Below are 19,635 nucleotides of genomic sequence, written 5' to 3'. Positions count from 1 at the left end.
GGGCATCGATACGGGCACGTACCGGCATCAGTCAGAGCGCAGTGGGACACCAGGAGCAGAGAGCGGCTCAGGCAACATGGCCGATAAAATGGAGCTATGACTCCATATTATGTTGACGCTCTATCAAACATCTCCTAATGGTTTTTTGGAGCAAACGCTCCTTAAAGCGATGCGCCTGGAGATATCTAATGACCCGAGTAGTCCGAATTCACGAATACGGTGACGCCAGCGTTCTCCGGATCGATGACGTGGACGTCCCGGCCCCCGCTGCCAACGAGGTTCAAATCAAGGTAAAGGCGATTGGTATAAACCGCGCCGAGGTGATGTTCCGCAGTCATGCCTATCTGCAGGACGCACGCTTTCCGAGCCGCCTCGGCTACGAGGCTTCGGGCGTTGTCGAAGCGGTCGGGTCGTCCGTTAGGGGGTTCGTCGTCGGTGATGCCGTCAGCGTCATTCCCTCGCTCGACATCTCCGACGGCGGCACCTACGGCGAACTCGTCAATGTACAGGCTCGCCTGGTCGTCAAGCATCCGCAGAACCTATCCTACGAGGACGCCGCGGCGGTCTGGATGCCATATGTCACGGCGTGGGGCGCCCTCATCGAACAGGCGAAGCTGTCCCGCGGCGAGGCCGTGATCATCTCCGCAGCGTCCAGCAGTGTCGGCATAGCGGCCTTCCAAATCGCGAAAATGGTCGGCGCGACCGTCATCGCAACGACGCGCACCGACGCCAAGCGACAAGCTCTTCTGGATGCCGGCGCCGACCATGTCGTAGCAACGGAGGAAGAGGACCTTGTTGCGAAGGTTATGGAAATCACCGACGGGAACGGCGTTCGTGTCGTGTTCGATCCGGTCGGCGGCCCTTCGTTCGGGCCTTTGACGGCCAGCATGGCACGGGGTGGGATCCTGCTTGAATATGGCGTGCTCAGCGCTGAGCCCACGCCGTTCCCGTTGTTTACAGTCCTGAGCAAGAGCCTGACGTTGAAGGGCTACCTCTACATCGAAGTCGTGTCCGACGATGCGATCCTCGAACGCGCCAAGACCTTCATCATGGACGGTTTGGTGTCGGGCGCCCTCAAGCCCCTGATCGCCCGTGTCTTCGCCTTCGCCGACATTCAGGATGCTCACCGCTTCCTGGAATCCAACGAGCAAATCGGCAAGGTCGTCGTCACCCTCTAACTCCGCCTCTTGCATATCGCTTCACAAGGCGCTTGCACGCGGAAGGCTCCGAAAGCCTGACGGCTACATGCCGGCAAGAGAGGGGTTATGACATGACCGGATATACGGCACGCAGCCTGTTCTCGCCAACGACATGGCGACGCTTTTGGACGAGGCTCGGCGAACTCGAAGAGGCATTGGCCACGACCGAAGGCGACATTATCGACCGACGTTTATCCCGGATCGAAGCCGAGATCGCCGAGTTGCGCGCCCATGCCGGCCTTCCGCGGCACATCGCGTCCGAACCGATGTCGACGGTGTCGTCATCCCGGTCATGATCGGTTGTCCAGGGCATCCGATGCGCCTTGCGAACGCTCATCGCCGCAACCGGCTACGGCGAGACCGGCGGCCGTGGCCGGGTACGGGAGCCCAACTCCAAGACGCCGTGGTGCCCGCCGGCCTCGCCATCGCAGCAGCGAACGACGGCCGATATTGGCCCTCTGGTCCGAGAACTGCTGTTGGCGAACGACCACTTTCGGACCCAGCGCAAGTTGCCTTGAGCGGCGAGGTTGAGTCGGATCCAGCCCGTCCGCTGCATGTCTGAGCTGGGTTGGGACCGGTCCGTCCGCCATAGGATCGGGTGAATGTGCGTTGGTTCGCTTGTGATCAGAATGCGAGAGCAATCACGGCGGTGAGTTAAAAAAGCTCGCCTCGAACACGAATGAACTCCTTCGAGTACCTCGATCGCCCCGCTACAGAGCCTGCGTCGCAGCCCCCTTCGCGCGGCCGATGAACAGGATCCGGCCCGTCGGGCGACCGATGGGAGAGCCCGCCTCGGGTTCTAGCGTGATCTCAAAAAGCTGCCCGTCGCCGATGGCTTCAAGCCGCTCCGGCGGCAGTCGGATCGCTCCACCCGGGGGCAGCACGCCGAGGGAGACCGGACCGCGGGCCTGATCCCACAGGGTCCAAAGTTGCAATGCGCGTCCGCTTCCTGGCCGCACATCAGCCAGCGGCAGGGACCGCACGGTGCCGTTCTGGGCAACTTGGATGAGCCATCCCGGCCCGCTCTCCTGCCCGGAGGCGTCGCGGCTCTGCAGGATCGCGTAGTACCGCGTCGGGCTCTCGGCCGGCACCGAGACGCGGCTCGGCAGGATCGCCAGAAGGATCGCGGCGGCCGTAGCGAGCCCCGTGGTGGCCCGCCAAAGCGCAGGGCTCCGCCACGCCGCCCTCAACATCCCGCCTCGCGGCCGTGTGAGGGCGGGAGCCGTGGTCGGGCCGAGCGCCTGCCGGCGTGTCGCGAGGGCCTGCTCGATCCGCGCCCATTGTGCCGGCTCGACATCGGCCTTCCCGAGGACCGCGGAGGCCGGCAGCAGCCGCTCTTCCCAGAAGGCGATGCGGCGGGCCAGATCTGCATCCGAACCCAGGGCCCGCTCGACCGCCGCCGTGGCTGCCGGGTCGAGCAAACCCAGGACGTATTCGCCCGCCAGGACGTCGCGGTCTTCCGGCTGACTCGGGATCATGACAGGCAATCCTTTAAGGCGATGAGGCTGCGGCGGACCCATGCCTTCACGGTCCCGAGCGGTGTCCCCAGTCGCTCGGCGATCTCGGACTGCGACAGTCCATCGACATAGGCGAGCAGGATCACCGCCCGCCTTTCTGCGCCAAGCTGCGCAAGGCAACCATGGAGGCGTCTCCCGTCCTGCGATGTCGCCAGGATGGCGAATGGATCGGGCGCGTCGTCCGCGATCTCTGTCGCCGCGGCCGCGTCGAGGTCCGTCTCCCGGCCGACGACCCGGATGTGTTTGAGCGCGCGGTGCCGCACGATGCTGGTGATCCAGGCACGGCCCGCGCCGCGGCTGCGGTCGAAGGTGCCGGCGCGCTCCCAGATATCCATGATGGCATCGTGCAGGACATCGGCCGCAACATCACGCCGCCGCACGATCCTGAGCGCGACGGCGAGCAGGAACCCGGCCTCATGGTCGTAGAGACGCCGCAGCGACGCCGGATCCCCACGGGCGCAGCCTTCCAGCTCGGAGGCGTGATCGAACGGCTCCATGACCCTCCCGGCGATCGGAAGGACCGGCCGCCGGGCCGGTCCCGTAGTGGCGGAGCGATGCTACATCTTGGGGAGAATGGCGATGTCACGGACCTTGCCGGACACGCCAGCGATCTTGGCGGCCATCTCGCCCTTCCCGGTGGCGAGATCCACCTTGTAGAGCGTGTCGCCGGCCATTGCCCAGGCCTGGTTCCCGCCCTGGCCATCGGACAGGATGTCGAAGGCCACGGCCTCGCCCGACATGCCGAGCATGCCGACGGTGTTCAGGATGCCGTCGTTCGGCGGAGCCTGCTTCAGCAGCGCGCCAGCAGCGTCGATGTCGAACAGGGCCGTCTCCTTCGTGCCCTTGAAGGCATTGGTGTAGGCGCCAGCCGTCACCTTCGGGGTCTTGCCCTTCATGGTGTCGGTCTCGGCAAACTTGAGCTGGCCGTCCTTCGTCACCTTGCCGTCATCGACATTGGCGCGAAGGTTGGTGCCGTCCGAGCCGATGATGCGCAGGCGGTCGGCGACGGGATTGAAATCGACCGTCGCCGCGGTGCCGGCAGCCAGCATCGTGTCGAGCTTCGACTTGGCGGTGGCCTTGCCGGACATCGGATCGATCGTGACGACGCTGCCATCCGAGATCACGGCGTAGAGCATGCCGTCGGCCGGCCGCACGTCGATGCCGAGGACGCTGCCGCCGATCCCGGTGATCGTCACCGTCTTGGTGACCTTCTTCGCGGCCGTGTCGACATGCGCCAGCGTGGCATCGCCGACGAGTGCCGCAACGGTCTCGGCACGCGCGGCGGTTCCAAGGCAGGTGCCAGCCAGCAGGGTAACGGCGATGAGGCTCAGTCGCATGGCGTTCTCCATCTGCCGCGAAGGCGGCATCAAGAGTGCTAGCCATGAGCCGAATGATCGGATGCAGCGGAACTCAGGTATTTTCGTCCTCCAACGACTGTCCGCTTTCGAGAGCCACTCAGGCAGTCGGTTACGACGCGGTTGGGTCGGTACCTGCCCGTCCGCGCTACAACCGTGTCGGGTGGGGTTCTGCCCGTCCGCTTCTGGACGGAGAATGGGGCTAACAGCCATTCTGATCGGCCAGGTTTTCATTGTCCGCCGCCGCCCGTAAGATGTTGATCGAGTTCACCTTTCGAAGCCGGCTGCACGCGAGCGGCTCAGATGCCCGCATACCAAGCGTAGCCCTGGTCCTCCCAGTAGCCACCCTTGCCCTCGCCAAAATGGGCGAAGCTCTCGACCACCTCGATGCGCATTACGTACTTGGCCTGCTTGTAGCCGAGGTTGCGTTCGACCCGTAGGCGCAGCGGGGCGCCGTTCGCGATAGGAAGCGCCTTGCCGTTCATGTCGTAGGCGAGGATCGTCTGCGGGTGGAACGCGTCCACGAGGTCGATACTCTCGTAGTACCGGACGGACGTCCCGCCGCTGGCCGCGGTGTCCTCCGGCGCCTGTTGGCCGCCGGAATCCTTCCTACTCTCCCCTCCGCCCGACTGCTTGGTCATGGCCGGGTTGGTATTGCCGGCGGGGGGCGCCTCGTCGGCATCCTCACCGTCTCCGCCGCCTTCGAGCGCACTGCCCTGGTCCATGGTGTCCGCGCAATGAAACACCACGTAGCGCGCCTCGGGCTTCAGCTTGGCGCGGGACAGGAGGTCGGCGAGCGGCACGCCGGTCCATTTGCCAATGGCGCTCCAGCCCTCGACGCAATCGTGCCGGGTGACCTGGGTGCGGGCGGGAAGCGTGCGAAGCTCGGCCAGGGACAGCCGGAAGGGTACCTCCACGAGGCCGCCGACCTCAAGGTGGTACTTGGCGAACTTGCCCTTCGCCAGGGCCTTGTAGTCTTTGTCCGGCGGATCCTCGGTGCCGTTCGGCTTGAACCACGGCGAGATGTCGGACTCGGCGTATTCCGGCGCCAGCGTCCGGTCGGTCAGGAGCAGGCGTTGGACGAACAGGTTGGCGTCCTCGCCGGTCTTGAGCGTGCGCTGGAACCAGTCAGCGTTGCCTAGGCGGTCGCACCCGCCGAGCATGGCCGCCGCGGCCGTGGCGGACGCTCCCGTTAGGAGGGCACGTCGACTCGGAAGGGAGTTCATGACCGGGGCTCCGCGGCGACGGCGACCGGCTCGACCTTGCGCTCGATCACGAACCAGCCGGTGAGCATGCCGCGCATGTTGTTCCAGAACCCGGAGAGCAGGACGAGTGCGACGTGCACGACGACGAACAGGACCAGCAGCGCCGCCACGACGAAGTGAATCGTACGGGCAGACTGGCGCCCGTCGAACAGGGTCAGCAGGAACGGGAAGGCCGCGTTCATCGCCGGCGACATCGCGAGCCCAGCCAGCACCTGAACCGGCAGGAGCACGAACAACACGACGAGGTAGGTGAGCTTCTGGATGACGTTGTAGCGCTTGGCCTCGTCGCCCTGGGGGAAGCGCAGCGTCAGGTGCTCCCACACTGACGCGCCGAAGTGCCGGACTTGGTCGCGCGACGGGATCACCCGGAACCGAAGCTGTCCGCTGACCAACCCGTAGAGGAGGTAGGCGAGCCCATTCAGGACGAAGGCCCAGGCGAAGAAGAAGTGCCAGCTACGACCGCCGGTGAGGTCCTGGTCGCTCGGCAGGGTCGTCCAGGCCGGGAAGCCACGGTCGGCCGGCTCGCCGTTCGCACCGACCGAGGAGCCGAGCCAGCCGGTGGTGTCGAAGGTCGTTCCGAAGATCGTGGTGACGCCCTTGGGCGGGTCGTCCTCGGTGGAGGACATCGCCATCAGCGGCGTATCGAAGGTCGAGACGTTGCCCCAGTACAGAGCCGGATGGGCGTTGAAGATCTGCAGGCCGCTCATGAGCAGGACCAGCAGGCAGACCGCGTTGACCCAGTGCGTGACGCGGATGACGGCGGGGTGCCGGAACATCCAACGACGGCGCTCGACCTCGCCGGTCTCGGGCGCGGAACGGGTCAGGTAGGTTCGAGCCAAACGGTCTTCCTTGAAGTCATGGCCATCGGGGTGGAGGCCCCATGTCGGGGCCTCCGAAAGCGCATGGCGCTTGGGATCACATCCCGCGGTTCATCATCCGCTTCTTCATCATGCGGCGCTTCATCATGTTCTTCCGCATCATGCGCTTCTTCATCATCATCCGCTCGCCGCGGTCCATGCGGACCTGGGTGACGCCGCTCTCGGACTGCATGCCGTTGACGGACATCGGGGCGGCCGTGGCCGAACCGGCGGCGAGGGCGATGCCGCCGAGAGCGGTCAAGGCGGTCAGCGCAAGAGTGAACTTCTTCATGTAGGATCTCCTGTGGAGGTGAACATCTTATCCAACCCACACTACAACATCATGATTGTATCGCTGTTCCTAAAAATTAAATAATTACTTTCCTATACTATGATAATTAAGCAAAAGATATTCCGCGCTCAAATCAAGGCTTTTGGCCTGGGCGCGATCCTATCCTCGGCTATTGATACGGAGTCGGTCCCCGAGAAGTTTCAGCCCCCCCCGGCAGGAAGCCGCCGAGCCGGATCTCGACCTTGGACGAGTGGGCGACTTCGACCAGACGCCATCGAGGCCATTCGCATCAGGGCTCACGGCTGCACCGGAGGCAGCCCATCTCCTGCTTGCAGGCGAAGGCCCGCAGACGTGGCGCTGCTGCCGACATCACGGAGCGACGAACGACCGCTTTCGGCGGATGGCGTAGGGTAGCTTAAACGGCAAGGTCCGGTCGCGAGCCGCCAGTCCGCCCTACGACCCGACAGAGTGGGTTCCTGCTAGTCCGCTTCCGGTCAGTGCACCACAGTTGCAGACATTCGTTCGACAGATATGGCTTAAGGGCTCAGATCCTCGTCGTCAGGTCCGTCAGCCAAGCCGGCGAAGCGTTTACTAGACCTATCTCCAGCACCTTCTCGTAACCGAGCACGATGGTCACGCCGGTGACGACCAGGATCAATCCAAGCGCCGCCTTCAGCCTCTTGCCCAGACCCATTATCCGGTCCCGCCAGCGCATCAGCACCTCGCGTGATACGGTGCCGAGCAGCAATAGCGGTAGGGCGGCACCTACACCGAACAGCAGCATGGTCAGGGCGACGACCCCGAGGTCGCGTCCTTGCGAGGCGAGCAGGGATGCAGCCCCAAGGGTCGGACCGACGCAGGGGCTCCAGACCGCGCCGAGGAGTAGGCCGATGCCGAACTGGCCGAGCAGGCCGGTGGTCGAGAAGCCGCCGAACCGGTTTTCTGTCCAGTTGCTCATCGGGCCGGCGGCGACCGCCAGCCGCGTCGGGCCGCCGGGACCATCAGGAACAGCCCGACAAGGATCAGCATGATGGCCGCCCCGGTCCGGAACATGCCGGCGTCGAGCCCGATGGCGAAGCCGACGGTCGCGACGAACAGGCCGATGATCACGAAGGACAGCGCCAAGCCGGCGGCAAGTGCTGCCGGGCCGAGCCTGTGATCCGAGGCCGCCGCGCCGAGCACCAGCGGCAGCAACGGCAGCACGCAGGGGGACAGCACCGAGAGGATGCCGGCGAGGAAGGCGAGGCCCAGGCTCGTGACCATGACGGCTCAGATGGCCTTGTCGAGGAGCGACGAGATCGCCTCGGGCTTGGTTTCGCCGGCCGAGCGCCCGGTTTCCTTCTCGCCCTTGAAGGTGATGAGCGTGCTCTGCATCGTGGCGCCGAACTTCTTGACCACGTCCTTGCGGCTGTCGAAGTCGACGTCGAACACCTGGAGGTCCTTGAACTTCGGGTCGGCTTCGAGCTTCGCCATGATCGGCTTCTGGGCGGCGCAAGTGGTGCACCACGGGGCGGTGATGTGCACCAGGATCGGCTTGCCGGCCTTCTGGGCGGCCTCGAATGCGGCGGGCGTGTATGTCATCTCGGCGGCGCCGGCGACGGTGCCGAACAGCATGGGGGCGACGGCGAAGGCGGCGAACAGGATGCGGCGGGTGGTCATGGATGTAGTTCCCGTCATGGATGGCTGGGGGTGGAAGTCGAGGCTCAGTTCGAGACCTGCGTGATCGCCCTGTCGACGTTCACGCGGGCGGACCAGTCCTTGGCGCTGTCCTGGCCCTTGAGGTCGATGAGCCGGGTGGCGGTGACGTCAACGTTCTTGAAGTCGGCTCCGGCAACGGTCGCGCCGGTGAGGTTGGCCCCCGACAGGTCGGAGCCCATCAGGATCACGTCGGTCAGGTCGGCGTCGGTGAGGTCGGCGTATTCCAGTCGCGAGCGACCGAGGTTCGCCCCCTTCAGGTTGGCGTTTTTCAGGTTCACCGAGACGAACACGGCCCGCATCAGACCCATGGACTGGTTCTTGATGTCTGCGCCGCCCTTCAGGTCGACTAGCGTCGCCCCGGCCATGTTCGCGCCCTTGAAGTCGCCGATGGGCATCGACCGGCTGAGGTCGGCCCCGCTGAGGTTGGCGTCGCGGGCGGTGATGCCGAACATCTTGGCGCCCACGAGCTTGGCGCCCGAGAGGTCGGCCTTGATGAACCAGGCCTGCTCCAGGTTCGCCCCGCTCAGGTCGGCGCCGCGCAGGTTGGCCTTGTTCAGCCGCGCGGTGCGCAGGTTCGCGCCCTTCAGGTTCAGGCCCGACAGGTCGAGGCCGGCGAGCGCCTTGTCGGACAGGTCGATGGGCTTGCCGTCCGCCTTAGCGATCAGCGCTTCGACGTCGGCCCGCGTCATCTCGGCCTTGGTCATCGCGGCCGAGCCCATGTCGGCGCCCAGGAGTAGGTCCTGCTCGGCATGGGCTGGGGCGGCCAGAAGGACGGAGGCGAGCAGAAGGGGGGCGAGACGGCGCATGGTTTCTCCCGGATCATCTCGCCCGCGTCCATGGAAAGCCCGTGCTTCCTCAAGACGCCGTTTGGGCGGATTTTTGTTCTCTGACGACGGTGGTACTGGGGTCTGCTCCCACCGTCTGTGACCCAGGTCACCGATGGGTTCGGAATGCGAAGATCCATTGCTTAAACGGGGTATGGCGGCATCCAACGACCGCTGGCCTCCGGGAGGACGAACCATGCAGAGCGCCCATCAGGTCGAGCGCTGGATCGAGCGCTTTCCGCTGGTCCGGAGCTTCAGCGCCAGCCATCTCCAGATCGCCCGCGGCACGGTACACTTCCCCGTGCTTGAGGCTGGCGCGATTGCCTACGAGCTTCAGGACGCCTGCCCGAACTACCTGATGTGCATCGACGGGCGGACCCGGGTGTTCCGGATGTCCGATGGCGGGCGGGAGATGCTGATCTACAAGGTCAGTGCCGGCGGCACCTGCGTGCTCACCACCCAATGCCTGCTCTCGGGCGGGGGCTTCCCGGCGCAAAGTATCGCGGAAGCCAGGACCAAACTCGCTGCGTTGCCGGCGGATACCTTTCGCCAGTTGATGCGGGAGAGCGAGACGTTCCGAGACTTCGTCCTCGACGACTACACGAGGCTACTGTCCGGCATGTTCGACTTGGTCGAGGAGATCGCCTTCGCCCCCCTGGAGCAGCGCCTAGCCAGGCGGCTGCTGATCGAGGCCGACGCCGATGGCATCGTCTGGAAGACGCACCAGCAACTCGCATCGGACGTTGGCAGTGTGCGTGAGGTCATCAGCCGCCTTCTTGGAGAATGGGCGGACATCGGGCTTGTCGAGATCCGCAGAGGCCAGGTGCAGGTGATCGACCGGGCGAGCTTGGCAGCGAGAGGGCTGAACTGATCCTACGTCCGGTTCAGAGTGACCGATGGAACAAACGGAATGACCAAATCGGGTCGACAGCGGACCCAGGACGCGAGTTCCATCCGTCAGAGTTCGTCCCCTCAACCGGTCGAAGACCAAATCCGCGAGACCGCCCGGTGCGCCTCCACGTCCAAGGGCCCGCGACCGAGATCCGCCGCCCGCTCTGGTACGCGTTGGCGGCCCGCCGCGTCGCCCACGCGGCCCTGGCCCTCGGATGCGGCTCGCGGGACGATGGCCTCGGTTGTCCAGTGACGGCGCGGAAGGCCTGAGCCTCCCGCATGGCCGCCGGGACGCCGACGTCAGGCCTCGCCGAGCGCCCCCGTCCCGCGCGGCGCGCGCGCCGCCGGGGCCGGCGCCGTCCGGGCCGTGGCCGGGGCGGCCCGGCTCGCTCGCCGGGGGCCGGCGTAGCGGGCGACCTTGCGGGCCGCGATGCCGAACAGGCCCGCGAGGGCCAGGAGGGTCGCGTCGAACACGGCAAAGCGCGCCTCGCCGGCGAGGAGCCCGGCCCAGTTGTGATCCACGAGGGCGAGGTCGGCGGCGACCACCGCGCCGTAGAGGCCGGCGGTGGCTGCGAGCGCCAGCCGCCAGGCCCGGCGCTGCGGGCCGGCGAGGGCCGCCACGGTCACGAGCCCCCAGGCGGCGAAGAAGGCCGCGATTTCCCCGTCCGCCCGCCCCGGCAGGTCCGGCGGCAGCAGCCGGTTGGCGAGGAAGTAGGCCGCGATTCCCGCCGGCAGACCCGCCACGCTGCCGATGTTGAGGGCCTGGACGAGGCGCAGGCCGAGATGCGTCCGCGCGCCGGGTTTCGGCAGGCGCGCCACCGACCAGAGCACGAGGCCGGTCGCCACCATGGCCGAGCCCATCAGGCCGCACAGGAAGAACAGCGCCCGCACGGCCGGCCCGGCGAAGTGCGCCTCGTGCAGGCCGACCATGGTGGTGAAGGTGCGCGTGGCCGGCTTGAGGCCGCCCTGCCGGACCTCGCGCACCGTCCCCGTCACCCCGTCGAAGGCGATCTGCGGGTGCTCGTGCGAGAGCCCGTGCGGCTCCTCGAACACCGCCGTCACCACGGCGTTCGCGTCCCGCGGGTTGACGATCGCGAGGCGCTCGAGGGGCTCGGAGACCGTCGCCATGGCCGCGCGCACCATCGGGCCGATGGGCGCCAGCGTGCCGGGCTGCCCGGCGGCGGCGCGCGGCGCCGGGATCTGGCCGCTCTCGGCGAAGAACGTCGGGGCCTCGCCCTTGTAGGCCGTGGTGATGCCCCAGGGCATGTACATCACGCTCAAGGTGACGATGCCCGTGTAGGTGATCATGAGGTGGAAGGGGAGCGCCAGCACGCCGGTGACGTTGTGGGCGTCGAGCCAGCCGCGCTGGGGCGCCTTGTCCCGCCGCAGCGTGAAGAAGTCCGAGACGATGCGCCGGTGCGTGACGATGCCGGAGACCAGCGCCACCAGCATGATCATGGCGCAGATGCCGACGATCCAGCGGCCCCAGAGCGGGGGCATGTGGAGCTCGAAGTGGAAGCGGTAGAGGAAATCGCCGCCCTTCGTCTCGCGGATCGCGGCCGGCGCGCCCGTGTCCGGGTCGAGGCGGGCCTGTCCGGGCGGGGTGCCGGGCTTCGTCCGCCAGAACAGGTCGACCACCGGGCTGTCCGGCTGCGGCAGGCCGATGAACCAGCTCCGCGCCCCGCCCGCATGCTGCTGGAGATGCGCGACGCCGAACGTGGCCGCCCGCGCCATGGCGTCGGGCGAGAGCGGCGCGTTCCGGCCGATCTCGGGCCGCATCCAGCGCGAGATGTCGGCCCGGTAGTAGCTCGCCGTGCCGGTGACGAAGACCGCGAGCAGGACCCAGCCGACGACGAGGCCGGACCAGGTGTGGAGCCAGGCCATGGCCTGGCGGAAGGTCGTCCCCATGCGTCCTCCGGGGGATTTGTGGTGGTCGCGAAGGCGCTTACCAGCGGTAGCGCAGGGTGGCGTAGACGGTGCGGGGCAGGCCGTAATAGCAATTCGAGTAGCTGAAGCAGCCCGTCACGTAGCGCTCGTCGAGGAGGTTCTGCGCGTTGACCTGCATCGTGAAGCCGTTGAGCGTCGCGTCGAGGTTCTTCAGGTCGTAGGACAGCACCGCGTCCACGAGGACGCTCTCCGGAACCTTGAAGGTGTTGGCCGGGTCCCCCCAGGAGGTGCCGAGGTAGCGCACGCCGCCGCCGATGCCGAGGCCCAGCAGGGGCCCGCTGGTGAAGCGGTAATCGGCGAACAGCGAGACCGTCGTGTCGGGGATCTGCACCGGCGTGCGCCCCAGCAGCGGCACCTGCTGGTTGGTGAGCTGATTGAGCGTCTTGGTGATGTCGCCGACGACGCGCGCGTCGATGAAGGAGACGCCGCCGATGACGTTCAGGCCCTCGGCGAGATTGGCCCGCGCCTCGAATTCCAGGCCCTGCACGCCGACCGCGCCGGTCTGCACCACGAAGATGCTGCCCGGGTTCGCCGGATCGGGGTTGGTCGCGTTCGAGCGGCGGATGTCGAAGGCGGCGGCGGTCAGCAGGATGTCGGTGCCGGGCGGCTGGTACTTGATGCCGGCCTCGAACTGGTCGCTGGCGATCGGATCGGGGATGCGGCCGACCGTGCCGAAATTCGGGTCGAAGATCCGCCCCGAGGTGATCGGCTCGAAGGCCTCGCTGTAGGAGACGTAGGGCGCGAATCCGTTGTCGAAGAGGTAGAGCAGGCTCGCCCGGCCGGTGAAGGCTTCCGACGGCACGTCCTGGTTCGTCACGACGTTCGTGGTGAGGTTGCGGGTCGGGCCCGAATTGCTGGCCCAGTCGTAGCGCCCGCCGAGGGTCAGGACGAGGCGGTCGAACTTCACCTGATCCTGGAAGTAGATGCCGGTCTGCTCCGACGTGATCCGCGAATCCGTGGTGAAGGGCGGCGTCGGAATGGTCATGGTGTAGTTGGGCGCCAGCACGTTCAGGCTGGGAGCCGCCGGGAAGGCCGAGGACAGGGTGCGGGTCTCGAAGCTCCGGTAATCGACGCCGACGAGCGCGGTATGCGCGAAGATGCCGGTGTCGAACTTGGCCGTCAGGTTGTTGTCGATGGTGTAGGCGTCGAGGCCGACCCGGGTGGCGATGCGCGAGCGGTCGATGAGCGGGCCGCTGGCGAAGGGGCCCGTCGTGTCGTTGAAGGCGCCGTAGACGCTGCGGTAGTCGCCCTCGGTGCGCAGGTAGCGCGCCGCCGAGTGAAAATGCAGGGCATCGTTGAAGGTGTGGTCGAAGATGTAGCTGATCGAGGCCTGCGTCCGGTCCGAACGCTCGAAGTTGCGGTCGCCGTCGTAGAAGTCCACTGGCAGGCGGCCGGTGAAGCCGTTGCCGAAGTTGCGGGGGAACACCGTGCCGACGGCGGGAAAGCCCCCGTAGAAGCCCGAGAACGGATCGCGCTCGTAATTGCCGATGATGGTGAGCGAGGTGTCGGCCGACGGGCGCCAGGTGACGCTCGGATTGATGAGGACGCGCTCGACCTGGGTGGTCACCGCCGGGCCGTCGCCCTTCCAGCCGAGGCCGATGACCCGGTAGGCGAACTGATCCGCGAGGGGCCCCGCCTCGGCGGGCAGGGGGCCGCCCACGTCGAATCCGCCGCGCACCTCGTTGAAGCCGCCGCCCTGCACGAAAATCTCCCCGTGCTGGACGAAGCGCGGCATCTTGGAGACGAGGTTGACGATGCCGCCGGGGCCTGACTGCCCGTAGAGCACCGAGGCCGGGCCCTTGATGATGTCGACGCGCTCCAGGCGGTAGGGGTCGACGCTGGGCGAGGCGTCGCGGCTGCCGGGCAGGGCGAGGCCGTCGAGGAAGAGGGGGGCGACGAAGCCCCGGATGTAGAACTGCTCCAGGCGGGTGGCGCCGGACCCGCCGCGCTGCTCGGTGGTCACGCTCGGCGAGTAGCGCAGGGCCTGGTTGATGGTGAGGGCGTTCTGGTCCTCGATCTGCTGGCGGCCGATCACCGAGATCGACTGGGCGGTCTCGAGGATCGGCGTGTCGGTCTTGGTGGCCACCCGGCTCTCGGTGGCCACGTAGCCGCGCACCGGGCCGACCGCGCCGCCGGGCTGGCTGCCGGCCGCGTTGCGGCCGTTGCCAGTGCCCTCCACCGAGAGGGTGTCGAGGGTCACCGTCTGGCTGGCCTCCTGGGCTCGGGCGGGGCTCGAGGGGCCGCCGGTCCAGGCAACGCCGGACAAAAGCGTCAGCATCAGACCGCGCTGCACGATGTCGCCGACGCGGCGGGAGGAAGTGGGCAACATAAAGCAGGACACAGCCAAGACCATTCGTGGGAACGCACCAGAGGCTTCGCGGGATCGTGAGGTGATCGACTTCCCTGAGCCGATTAAGGTCTTGGCAGGATTCATTATACACATGCAAGACGTATGTTTTTTACTTATTCCAACGTAGAACTGCGTTGTCCGGTCTGCGCCTCGACACGTGTCCGCGCGTCACGTAATCCGCTGCCGACGGGAAAAGGACGGGCCTGTCACCGAAATGCCGCGCTGGCGCGGGGGGTGGGACAGGGTTGCGCCCTGGAGGCGGCCGGCGCGGATCTGCGCTAAGCTGCGGGTCGGCCCGGAGAGGAGCGAGGACGAAGGGATGAGCGATGACAGCCTGACGGCGCACGGCGTGTTCGACGTCGCGGAGCACGCCGCGCGCCTGCCCGAGACCTCGGACACCATGGTGGCGGATCACCGCTTCACCGACGACCCGGCGGCGAGCGCCCGGGTGTTCCGGGTCTACAGCCCGACGCCGCCGCACAGCCACGCCTCGTGCGACGAGTATCTCTACGTCCTGTCGGGCCGCTGCCGGATGAAGTTCGGCGACGAGGCGCCCGTGGAGGTCGGCCCGGGCAAGCTCGTGTTCTTCAAGCGGGGCGTGGTCCACTCCGTGCCGGAGATCCTCGAGGAGCCGATGGTCTTCCTCTCCGTCGACACGCCCCGGCGCGAGCCCCGCGACATCCGCTTCGTCCGCGAGGGCACGGGCACGCCCGACACGTTCATGCGCCAGTCCCGCATGCGCCAGTCCTGAATGCGCCAGTCCCGAGGCCGGCGGGCGCCGCGCTACTCGACCTTCTCGTCCGGGTAGACGCCCCAGAGGCGGTTCTGGCGGATGTAGCCGTCGACGTCGCCGCGCTTCTGCGGCAGGGCGACGACGACCCGGCACCAGGCGCCCGTACAGGCCTTGATGCTGCCGATGACGCCGGCCTGGAGGCGCGCCTCCTCGCCCGCCGCCTCGTCCGCCTTGGCGTAGAGCGGCACGGCGACCTTGTCCGCGCCCTTGTCGGTCGCCCGGGGGGCGGTGACGACGGCGGTGCGGCGCCCCGACAGGAGAGAGTGCAGCACCCAGCCCTCGGTGCCCTCCGAGTCGCGGATGCGGCGCCAGGTCTCGAACTCGGCCACGATCTCGATGGGGAGTCCCGCCCGCTGGAACACCCACAGGGTGCGGTGGTCCTTGGAGGGGCCCTCGCGCAGGTTCACCCGGTCGGTCTTCAGGCTGGCGTAGCGCGGCAGCGGCAGCTTCGTCACCGGGCCCAGGGCGACGTCGGGCCCGGCGCTCGGCGCAGGGGCGGCGAGGGCGGAGCCTGCACCGAGGAAGGCCGAACCCGCGCTCAGGAAGGCGGCGGTCAGGAGCAGGGCACGTGCGCGCATCGTCCGGTATCCTTGACGCTGGCCGGGGGCCGCGCCCGAAGCGCGGCGGCGGACCCCGGCATCCATTGTGTTCCGCGGCCTCTCTGGTAGAGAGGCCACGTGAGGTCGCGAAGACCTTGAGGGTCGCGCCAGCCATCCGGCTGCCGGCCCGGTCGTTCCGATTGTCTTGACGGGCGCGTGGTTAACGCGCGGTAAGCTTGCGGTGTCGTCCGCGCCCCGGGCATCGAGCCGGAACCGGCCGGTCCGGATTCGGGCGCGGCGGATCGCGGTCGCGGCGAGAGCTCGCGGGGAGGGTGCATGTCGTCGTTGAAGCGCAAGCCGCTCGTGGTCGTCACGCGGCGTCTGCCCGAGGTCGTCGAGGCGCGCATGCGCGAACTCTTCGAGATCCGCCTCAACGCCGACGACGCCCCGATGTCGTCGGAAGCCCTGATGGCGGCCGTGCGCGAGGCGGACGTGCTGGTGCCGACCGTGACCGACGAGATCGATTCGGGCCTGCTCGCACAGGCCGGCCCGAACCTGCGGCTGATCGCCAATTTCGGCAACGGCGTCGATCACATCGACGTGGCCGCGGCCCTGGAGCGCGGCATCACCGTCACCAACACCCCCGGCGTCCTCACGGAGGACACCGCCGACATGACCATGGCGCTGATCCTGGCGGTGGCCCGCCGCGTCACCGAGGGCGCCCGGATCATCCCGGAGGACGCCTGGACCACGGGCTGGTCGCCGACCTGGATGCTCGGCCGCCGCATCACCGGCAAGCGCCTCGGCATCGTCGGCATGGGCCGCATCGGGCAGGCCCTGGCCCGCCGCGCCAAGGCCTTCGGCCTCTCGATCCACTACCACAACCGCCGCCGGGTGCCGGCCCAGATCGAGCGCGACCTCGACGCGACCTACTGGGAATCCCTCGACCAGATGCTGGCCCGCGTCGACATCGTGTCGGTGAACTGCCCGCACACGCCGGCCACCTACCACCTGCTCTCGGCCCGCCGCCTCAAGCTCCTCAAGCCCGAGGCCGTGGTGGTGAACACCGCCCGCGGCGAGGTCATCGACGAGACCGCGCTCGCCCGCCTGCTGGAGGCGGGGGACATCTCCGGCGCCGGCCTCGACGTGTTCGAGCAGGAGCCGGCGGTGAGCCCGCGCCTGGTCAAGCTGGCGCGCGCCGGCAAGGTCGTGCTCCTGCCGCACATGGGCTCGGCCACTCACGAGAGCCGCGTCGACATGGGCGAGAAGGTCATCATCAACATCAAGACCTTCATGGATGGGCACCGGCCGCCCGACCGCATCCTCCCCACCATGCTCTGAGGCGTCCCGCCCGCCGCACGGAGGGTATGCACCGGCTTCACAACGTAGGATCGGAACGGCGCCACCCCCGGCACGTTGTCCGGCGCGAGCCCTGGGGCGGGGCTGACGCTTGGAACGGGTGGATCGGAGTATCATGGCCGCGGACACACCGTCGACCGATGCGGCATCGGTGAGTGGGATGGGGTGCGGGGAGTTTCGGCGGTTCGCCGATTTCGTTCCCCTGATGATGTGGCGCGCCGACACGCAGGGCGCCGCCGTCCACCACAACGAGACCTGGCTCGCCTTCACGGGCCGCTCCCCCGAGGAGGAGAGCGGCCACGGCTGGCGCCGCGGCCTGCACCCGGACGATCTCGAGCGGCACGCCGCCATCGTGGCCGAGGCCTTCGCGGCCCAGGAGCCCTTCACGTCCGAGTTCCGCCTGCGCCGGCACGACGGCGCCTATCGCTGGCTCCTCGACACCGCCAAGCCGCTGCGGGAGAACGGCGACTTCGTCGGCTTCCTCGGGACCTGCTTCGACATCACCGACCGCAAGCACGCCGAGGAGCATTCCGAGCGCGCCCTGGTGGAGAAGGAGGCGCTGCTGGCGGAGGTCTACCACCGCGTCCGCAACAACCTCCAGGTCATGGTCAGCCTGATCGGGCTCTACGGACGCGCGGCGCCGACCCCCTGCCGGGGCAGCTTCGAGGCGCTCGGGCAGCGCGTGCGCGCCATCGCCCTGGTGCAGCAGCACCTGCACGAGGCGCCCCACATCGCCTCCATCGACCTGCGGGACTACCTGCACCGCCTCGCCTCGGGCCTCGGGCAGCTGCGCCGGGCCGGCCGCATCGGCGTCACGGTCGGCGGCAGCGGCACCAGCCTCGTCGAGCCGCGCACCGCCAACGCCCTCGGCATGATCGTGGCCGAGGTGGTGTCGGAATGCCTCGACACCACGGCCGAGACCGTGGCCTGCGCCATCGACATCCGGATCGACGCGCGGGCGGGCGGGCCCGTGCGGCTCACCATCGTCTCCGGAGCCGGAGAGGGGGCGGCACCCGGCAAGCTGGAGGTGCCCAATCTCGGGCCCCGCCTCATCGCGGCCTACGCCTCCCAGGCCGAGATCGCCGTACGCGGCATCGGCACGATGGACCAGCCCCTGGAGCTGCAGCTGCCCGAGGTTCTGGTGCCGCCGCCCGCCTGAGGATCGCAACGCGCCCCGCATATCCTATATGCGGGGAACCCCAGACGCGCACCGAGTCCGCCGGCCGATCATGCTCCCACCCATCGCGACGATCATCGACAATTTCAGCATCCTCGACGAGGGGCCCGACCGCTACGAGTACCTGATCGAGCTCGGCCGGGCCCTGCCGCCCTTTCCCGAGGACCTGCTCACCGAGGAGAACCGGGTCCACGGCTGCGAGAGCCAGGTCTGGGTGGAATCGCGCCTCGACCCGGCGGAGGCGCCACCCCGCCTCCACCTGCGGGGCACCAGCGATTCCGTGATCACCAAGGGCCTGATCGCCCTGGTGATGGCCCTGCACGACGGGAAGACGCCCGAGGAGATCGGCCGGGTCGACGTCTTCAAGGTCTTCAAGGAGATCGGCCTCGGCGCCCACCTCACCTCCAAGCGCTCCAACGGCGTGCGCTCCATGGCCGAGCGCATCCACCGGGACGCCGCCCGCCTGGCGGCCTGATACAATTTCCGACTGAATCGTTCGGGTTCTGGCGCGGGTCCCCTCTGCTGAAAGGAGAGGGACAGGGTGAGGTGTGTGACCTCTCCGGAAATGGACCACACCTCACCCCAACCCTCTCCTTTCAGCAGAGGGAGCGCGTTGCGCGCAGGCTGACCGGAGCCATTACCCGGAAAACGTATGACGGGCCGCTTGGCGGCCCCGGAGCTTGTCTCCCTCACGCGCCGTCCGTCGCCCGCCACAGGCGCAGGCGGCCGCGCTCGGGACCGACGGCCTCCCGCTCCAGGCCGTAATGCTCGGCCAGCCGCGCCAGGGCGATGCGGGCGACCACCTTGGCCGAGCGGGCCGGCCAGCGCCGCTCCGCCTCGATCCGTTCCAGCCCCTTCAGGAAGCCGCAGAGGTCGATCAGCAGGCCCGAGAGGTCGTTGCCGACGGCGCCGAGAGCCGCCCGCACGCGCTGGCGCGCGGCCAGCATCGCGTCCGAACCCGCCGCGGGGTCGCGCGGGCCCGAGCCGTCCACCGAGACGCCGCTCCAGTCCTGGCCCATCCGGGGCATCAGCGAGGCCACCGTGAGGTCGCGGCGCAGGCGCTCGCCCGCCTCGAAGCAGACCGCGTCGATGAGCGGGGCGCCGTCGCGGTCGCGCCGCCGGGCCATCCAGGCGAGCGGGCTCTCGGAGGCGTCGCGCTGCGGCCGGTCCGGCTTCGGCGCCTCGCCGACGAGGTCGAGATGCTGGGCGAGGTAGGGGCTGTGCGCCCCGGCCCGCTCGCGGCGCAGGCGGGCGCGCCCCGCCGGGCTGATCGTCAGGCGGGCCCGGCGCCCGCTCGCCTGCTCCGCGAGGTCGCTGGCCAGGAGTTCCCGCCCCGCCGACGGCGCGAAGCGGCCGCCGCCGAGGGAGACACCGCGTCCGCCCTCGCGCAGGATCCAGCCCGCCGGTTCGGCCGGGTCGGTGATCGCGTAGGCGCCCTCGCCGGCGAGGGCAGCGAGGAGGCGCGCGGCGTCCCGGCCGAGGGGGGCGGCGCCGGATACGGCCCGAGGCCGGCGGGGGGCGGGGACCGGGGCGGCGGGAGACCGGGCAATGTTCATGATTTGTTCCATTACA

20 protein-coding genes and 1 pseudogene are annotated in these 19,635 nt (G+C 68.3%); 8 read left to right on the top strand and 13 right to left on the bottom strand.

What is annotated here, in order from left to right:
- The first annotated feature begins 188 nt into the window (after positions 1-188).
- Both MKK58_RS26600 and MKK58_RS26595 read left to right on the top strand, forming a co-directional pair.
- Positions 189-1,178 carry a zinc-dependent alcohol dehydrogenase family protein gene (locus MKK58_RS26600; RefSeq protein ID WP_243915974.1) on the top strand — a complete coding sequence of 330 codons (990 nt, stop codon included), beginning with the start codon at positions 189-191 and terminating at the stop codon, positions 1,176-1,178.
- A 92-nt stretch (positions 1,179-1,270) separates the two neighbouring features.
- Positions 1,271-1,495, top strand: a complete 225-nt coding sequence (locus MKK58_RS26595) for a hypothetical protein (protein ID WP_056453524.1) — start codon at positions 1,271-1,273, stop codon at positions 1,493-1,495.
- A gap of 414 nt (positions 1,496-1,909) precedes the next feature.
- Here the strand turns inward: MKK58_RS26595 and MKK58_RS26590 are convergent, their stop codons facing one another.
- The 9 genes and pseudogenes from MKK58_RS26590 to MKK58_RS26550 all read right to left on the bottom strand — a co-directional run bounded on the left by MKK58_RS26590 (position 1,910) and on the right by MKK58_RS26550 (position 8,989).
- Positions 1,910-2,677: an anti-sigma factor domain-containing protein gene (locus MKK58_RS26590; protein WP_243915973.1), complete on the bottom strand. Its 768-nt coding sequence runs from the start codon at positions 2,675-2,677 to the stop codon at positions 1,910-1,912.
- A complete protein-coding gene (locus MKK58_RS26585; protein ID WP_243915971.1) occupies positions 2,674-3,213 on the bottom strand; it encodes a sigma-70 family RNA polymerase sigma factor in 540 nt (179 codons plus the stop codon). Before MKK58_RS26585 ends, MKK58_RS26590 begins: the two co-directional genes overlap by 4 nt.
- Before the next feature lie 60 nt (positions 3,214-3,273).
- On the bottom strand, positions 3,274-4,053 hold the full coding sequence (locus tag MKK58_RS26580; protein ID WP_243915969.1) for a DUF4394 domain-containing protein: 780 nt from the start codon (positions 4,051-4,053) through the stop codon (positions 3,274-3,276).
- A 317-nt stretch (positions 4,054-4,370) separates the two neighbouring features.
- Positions 4,371-5,297 carry a molybdopterin-binding protein gene (locus MKK58_RS26575; protein WP_243915967.1) on the bottom strand — a complete coding sequence of 309 codons (927 nt, stop codon included), beginning with the start codon at positions 5,295-5,297 and terminating at the stop codon, positions 4,371-4,373.
- Positions 5,294-6,175: a cytochrome b/b6 domain-containing protein gene (locus tag MKK58_RS26570; protein WP_409565325.1), complete on the bottom strand. Its 882-nt coding sequence runs from the start codon at positions 6,173-6,175 to the stop codon at positions 5,294-5,296. The genes MKK58_RS26575 and MKK58_RS26570 overlap by 4 nt, the downstream gene beginning before the upstream one ends.
- Before the next feature lie 76 nt (positions 6,176-6,251).
- Positions 6,252-6,485, bottom strand: a complete 234-nt coding sequence (locus tag MKK58_RS26565; protein ID WP_018041746.1) for a hypothetical protein — start codon at positions 6,483-6,485, stop codon at positions 6,252-6,254.
- Between the two features lie 544 nt (positions 6,486-7,029).
- Positions 7,030-7,748: pseudogene (locus MKK58_RS26560) on the bottom strand (cytochrome c biogenesis CcdA family protein).
- A 6-nt stretch (positions 7,749-7,754) separates the two neighbouring features.
- Positions 7,755-8,144 (bottom strand): thioredoxin family protein, encoded by a 390-nt coding sequence (locus MKK58_RS26555; RefSeq protein ID WP_243915966.1) that lies wholly within the window; start codon positions 8,142-8,144, stop codon positions 7,755-7,757.
- A 44-nt stretch (positions 8,145-8,188) separates the two neighbouring features.
- A complete protein-coding gene (locus MKK58_RS26550) occupies positions 8,189-8,989 on the bottom strand; it encodes a pentapeptide repeat-containing protein (RefSeq protein ID WP_243915965.1) in 801 nt (266 codons plus the stop codon).
- 214 nt (positions 8,990-9,203) lie between these two features.
- Here MKK58_RS26550 and MKK58_RS26545 point away from each other — a divergent pair, with 214 nt between their 5' ends.
- Entirely contained in the window at positions 9,204-9,878 is a 675-nt protein-coding gene (locus tag MKK58_RS26545) for a Crp/Fnr family transcriptional regulator (protein ID WP_243915964.1), read from the top strand.
- A 137-nt stretch (positions 9,879-10,015) separates the two neighbouring features.
- On the top strand, positions 10,016-10,168 hold the full coding sequence (locus tag MKK58_RS26540; protein WP_243915963.1) for a hypothetical protein: 153 nt from the start codon (positions 10,016-10,018) through the stop codon (positions 10,166-10,168).
- A gap of 30 nt (positions 10,169-10,198) precedes the next feature.
- Here MKK58_RS26540 and MKK58_RS26535 read toward each other — a convergent pair whose 3' ends face one another.
- Both MKK58_RS26535 and MKK58_RS26530 read right to left on the bottom strand, forming a co-directional pair.
- Positions 10,199-11,806 carry a PepSY-associated TM helix domain-containing protein gene (locus tag MKK58_RS26535; RefSeq protein ID WP_243915962.1) on the bottom strand — a complete coding sequence of 536 codons (1,608 nt, stop codon included), beginning with the start codon at positions 11,804-11,806 and terminating at the stop codon, positions 10,199-10,201.
- 37 nt (positions 11,807-11,843) lie between these two features.
- Positions 11,844-14,174, bottom strand: a complete 2,331-nt coding sequence (locus MKK58_RS26530) for a TonB-dependent siderophore receptor (protein ID WP_409565324.1) — start codon at positions 14,172-14,174, stop codon at positions 11,844-11,846.
- A 340-nt stretch (positions 14,175-14,514) separates the two neighbouring features.
- Here MKK58_RS26530 and MKK58_RS26525 point away from each other — a divergent pair, with 340 nt between their 5' ends.
- Positions 14,515-14,946, top strand: coding sequence for a cupin domain-containing protein (locus MKK58_RS26525; protein WP_243915961.1), 432 nt, complete (start codon positions 14,515-14,517; stop codon positions 14,944-14,946).
- Positions 14,947-14,978: 32 nt separating this feature from the next.
- On the opposite strand, the gene MKK58_RS26520 is transcribed toward MKK58_RS26525, so the two are convergent.
- Positions 14,979-15,566, bottom strand: a complete 588-nt coding sequence (locus MKK58_RS26520) for an SH3 domain-containing protein (RefSeq protein ID WP_243915960.1) — start codon at positions 15,564-15,566, stop codon at positions 14,979-14,981.
- Positions 15,567-15,863: 297 nt separating this feature from the next.
- Here MKK58_RS26520 and MKK58_RS26515 point away from each other — a divergent pair, with 297 nt between their 5' ends.
- From MKK58_RS26515 to MKK58_RS26505, 3 genes are all read left to right on the top strand, one after another.
- Complete coding sequence (locus tag MKK58_RS26515) at positions 15,864-16,868, top strand: 2-hydroxyacid dehydrogenase (protein WP_243915958.1); 1,005 nt, start codon at positions 15,864-15,866, stop codon at positions 16,866-16,868.
- Positions 16,869-17,001: 133 nt separating this feature from the next.
- Entirely contained in the window at positions 17,002-18,045 is a 1,044-nt protein-coding gene (locus MKK58_RS26510; RefSeq protein WP_243915956.1) for a sensor histidine kinase, read from the top strand.
- Positions 18,046-18,115: 70 nt separating this feature from the next.
- Entirely contained in the window at positions 18,116-18,538 is a 423-nt protein-coding gene (locus MKK58_RS26505; protein ID WP_243915954.1) for a SufE family protein, read from the top strand.
- Positions 18,539-18,752: 214 nt separating this feature from the next.
- Here the strand turns inward: MKK58_RS26505 and MKK58_RS26500 are convergent, their stop codons facing one another.
- Positions 18,753-19,619 carry a DUF6456 domain-containing protein gene (locus MKK58_RS26500; protein WP_243915953.1) on the bottom strand — a complete coding sequence of 289 codons (867 nt, stop codon included), beginning with the start codon at positions 19,617-19,619 and terminating at the stop codon, positions 18,753-18,755.
- Positions 19,620-19,635: the final 16 nt, after the last annotated feature.

This window comes from Methylobacterium sp. J-078 (assembly GCF_022829285.1).
Lineage (GTDB): Bacteria > Pseudomonadota > Alphaproteobacteria > Rhizobiales > Beijerinckiaceae > Methylobacterium.
Note: the sequence above shows the minus strand (reverse complement) of the source record. Positions and strands in the feature narration are given on the sequence as shown.

Bases quoted from the DNA above. Each gene is read 5' to 3' on its own strand.
- MKK58_RS26600 (WP_243915974.1), top strand. From the start codon at position 189: ATGACCCGAGTAGTCCGAATTCACGAATACGGTGACGCCAGCGTTCTC.
- MKK58_RS26595 (WP_056453524.1), top strand. From the start codon at position 1,271: ATGACCGGATATACGGCACGCAGCCTGTTCTCGCCAACGACATGGCGA.
- MKK58_RS26590 (WP_243915973.1), bottom strand. From the start codon at position 2,677: ATGATCCCGAGTCAGCCGGAAGACCGCGACGTCCTGGCGGGCGAATAC.
- MKK58_RS26585 (WP_243915971.1), bottom strand. From the start codon at position 3,213: ATGGAGCCGTTCGATCACGCCTCCGAGCTGGAAGGCTGCGCCCGTGGG.
- MKK58_RS26580 (WP_243915969.1), bottom strand. From the start codon at position 4,053: ATGCGACTGAGCCTCATCGCCGTTACCCTGCTGGCTGGCACCTGCCTT.
- MKK58_RS26575 (WP_243915967.1), bottom strand. From the start codon at position 5,297: ATGAACTCCCTTCCGAGTCGACGTGCCCTCCTAACGGGAGCGTCCGCC.
- MKK58_RS26565 (WP_018041746.1), bottom strand. From the start codon at position 6,485: ATGAAGAAGTTCACTCTTGCGCTGACCGCCTTGACCGCTCTCGGCGGC.
- MKK58_RS26555 (WP_243915966.1), bottom strand. From the start codon at position 8,144: ATGACCACCCGCCGCATCCTGTTCGCCGCCTTCGCCGTCGCCCCCATG.
- MKK58_RS26550 (WP_243915965.1), bottom strand. From the start codon at position 8,989: ATGCGCCGTCTCGCCCCCCTTCTGCTCGCCTCCGTCCTTCTGGCCGCC.
- MKK58_RS26545 (WP_243915964.1), top strand. From the start codon at position 9,204: ATGCAGAGCGCCCATCAGGTCGAGCGCTGGATCGAGCGCTTTCCGCTG.
- MKK58_RS26535 (WP_243915962.1), bottom strand. From the start codon at position 11,806: ATGGGGACGACCTTCCGCCAGGCCATGGCCTGGCTCCACACCTGGTCC.
- MKK58_RS26530 (WP_409565324.1), bottom strand. From the start codon at position 14,174: ATGTTGCCCACTTCCTCCCGCCGCGTCGGCGACATCGTGCAGCGCGGT.
- MKK58_RS26525 (WP_243915961.1), top strand. From the start codon at position 14,515: ATGAGCGATGACAGCCTGACGGCGCACGGCGTGTTCGACGTCGCGGAG.
- MKK58_RS26520 (WP_243915960.1), bottom strand. From the start codon at position 15,566: ATGCGCGCACGTGCCCTGCTCCTGACCGCCGCCTTCCTGAGCGCGGGT.
- MKK58_RS26515 (WP_243915958.1), top strand. From the start codon at position 15,864: ATGTCGTCGTTGAAGCGCAAGCCGCTCGTGGTCGTCACGCGGCGTCTG.
- MKK58_RS26510 (WP_243915956.1), top strand. From the start codon at position 17,002: ATGGCCGCGGACACACCGTCGACCGATGCGGCATCGGTGAGTGGGATG.
- MKK58_RS26505 (WP_243915954.1), top strand. From the start codon at position 18,116: ATGCTCCCACCCATCGCGACGATCATCGACAATTTCAGCATCCTCGAC.
- MKK58_RS26500 (WP_243915953.1), bottom strand. From the start codon at position 19,619: ATGAACATTGCCCGGTCTCCCGCCGCCCCGGTCCCCGCCCCCCGCCGG.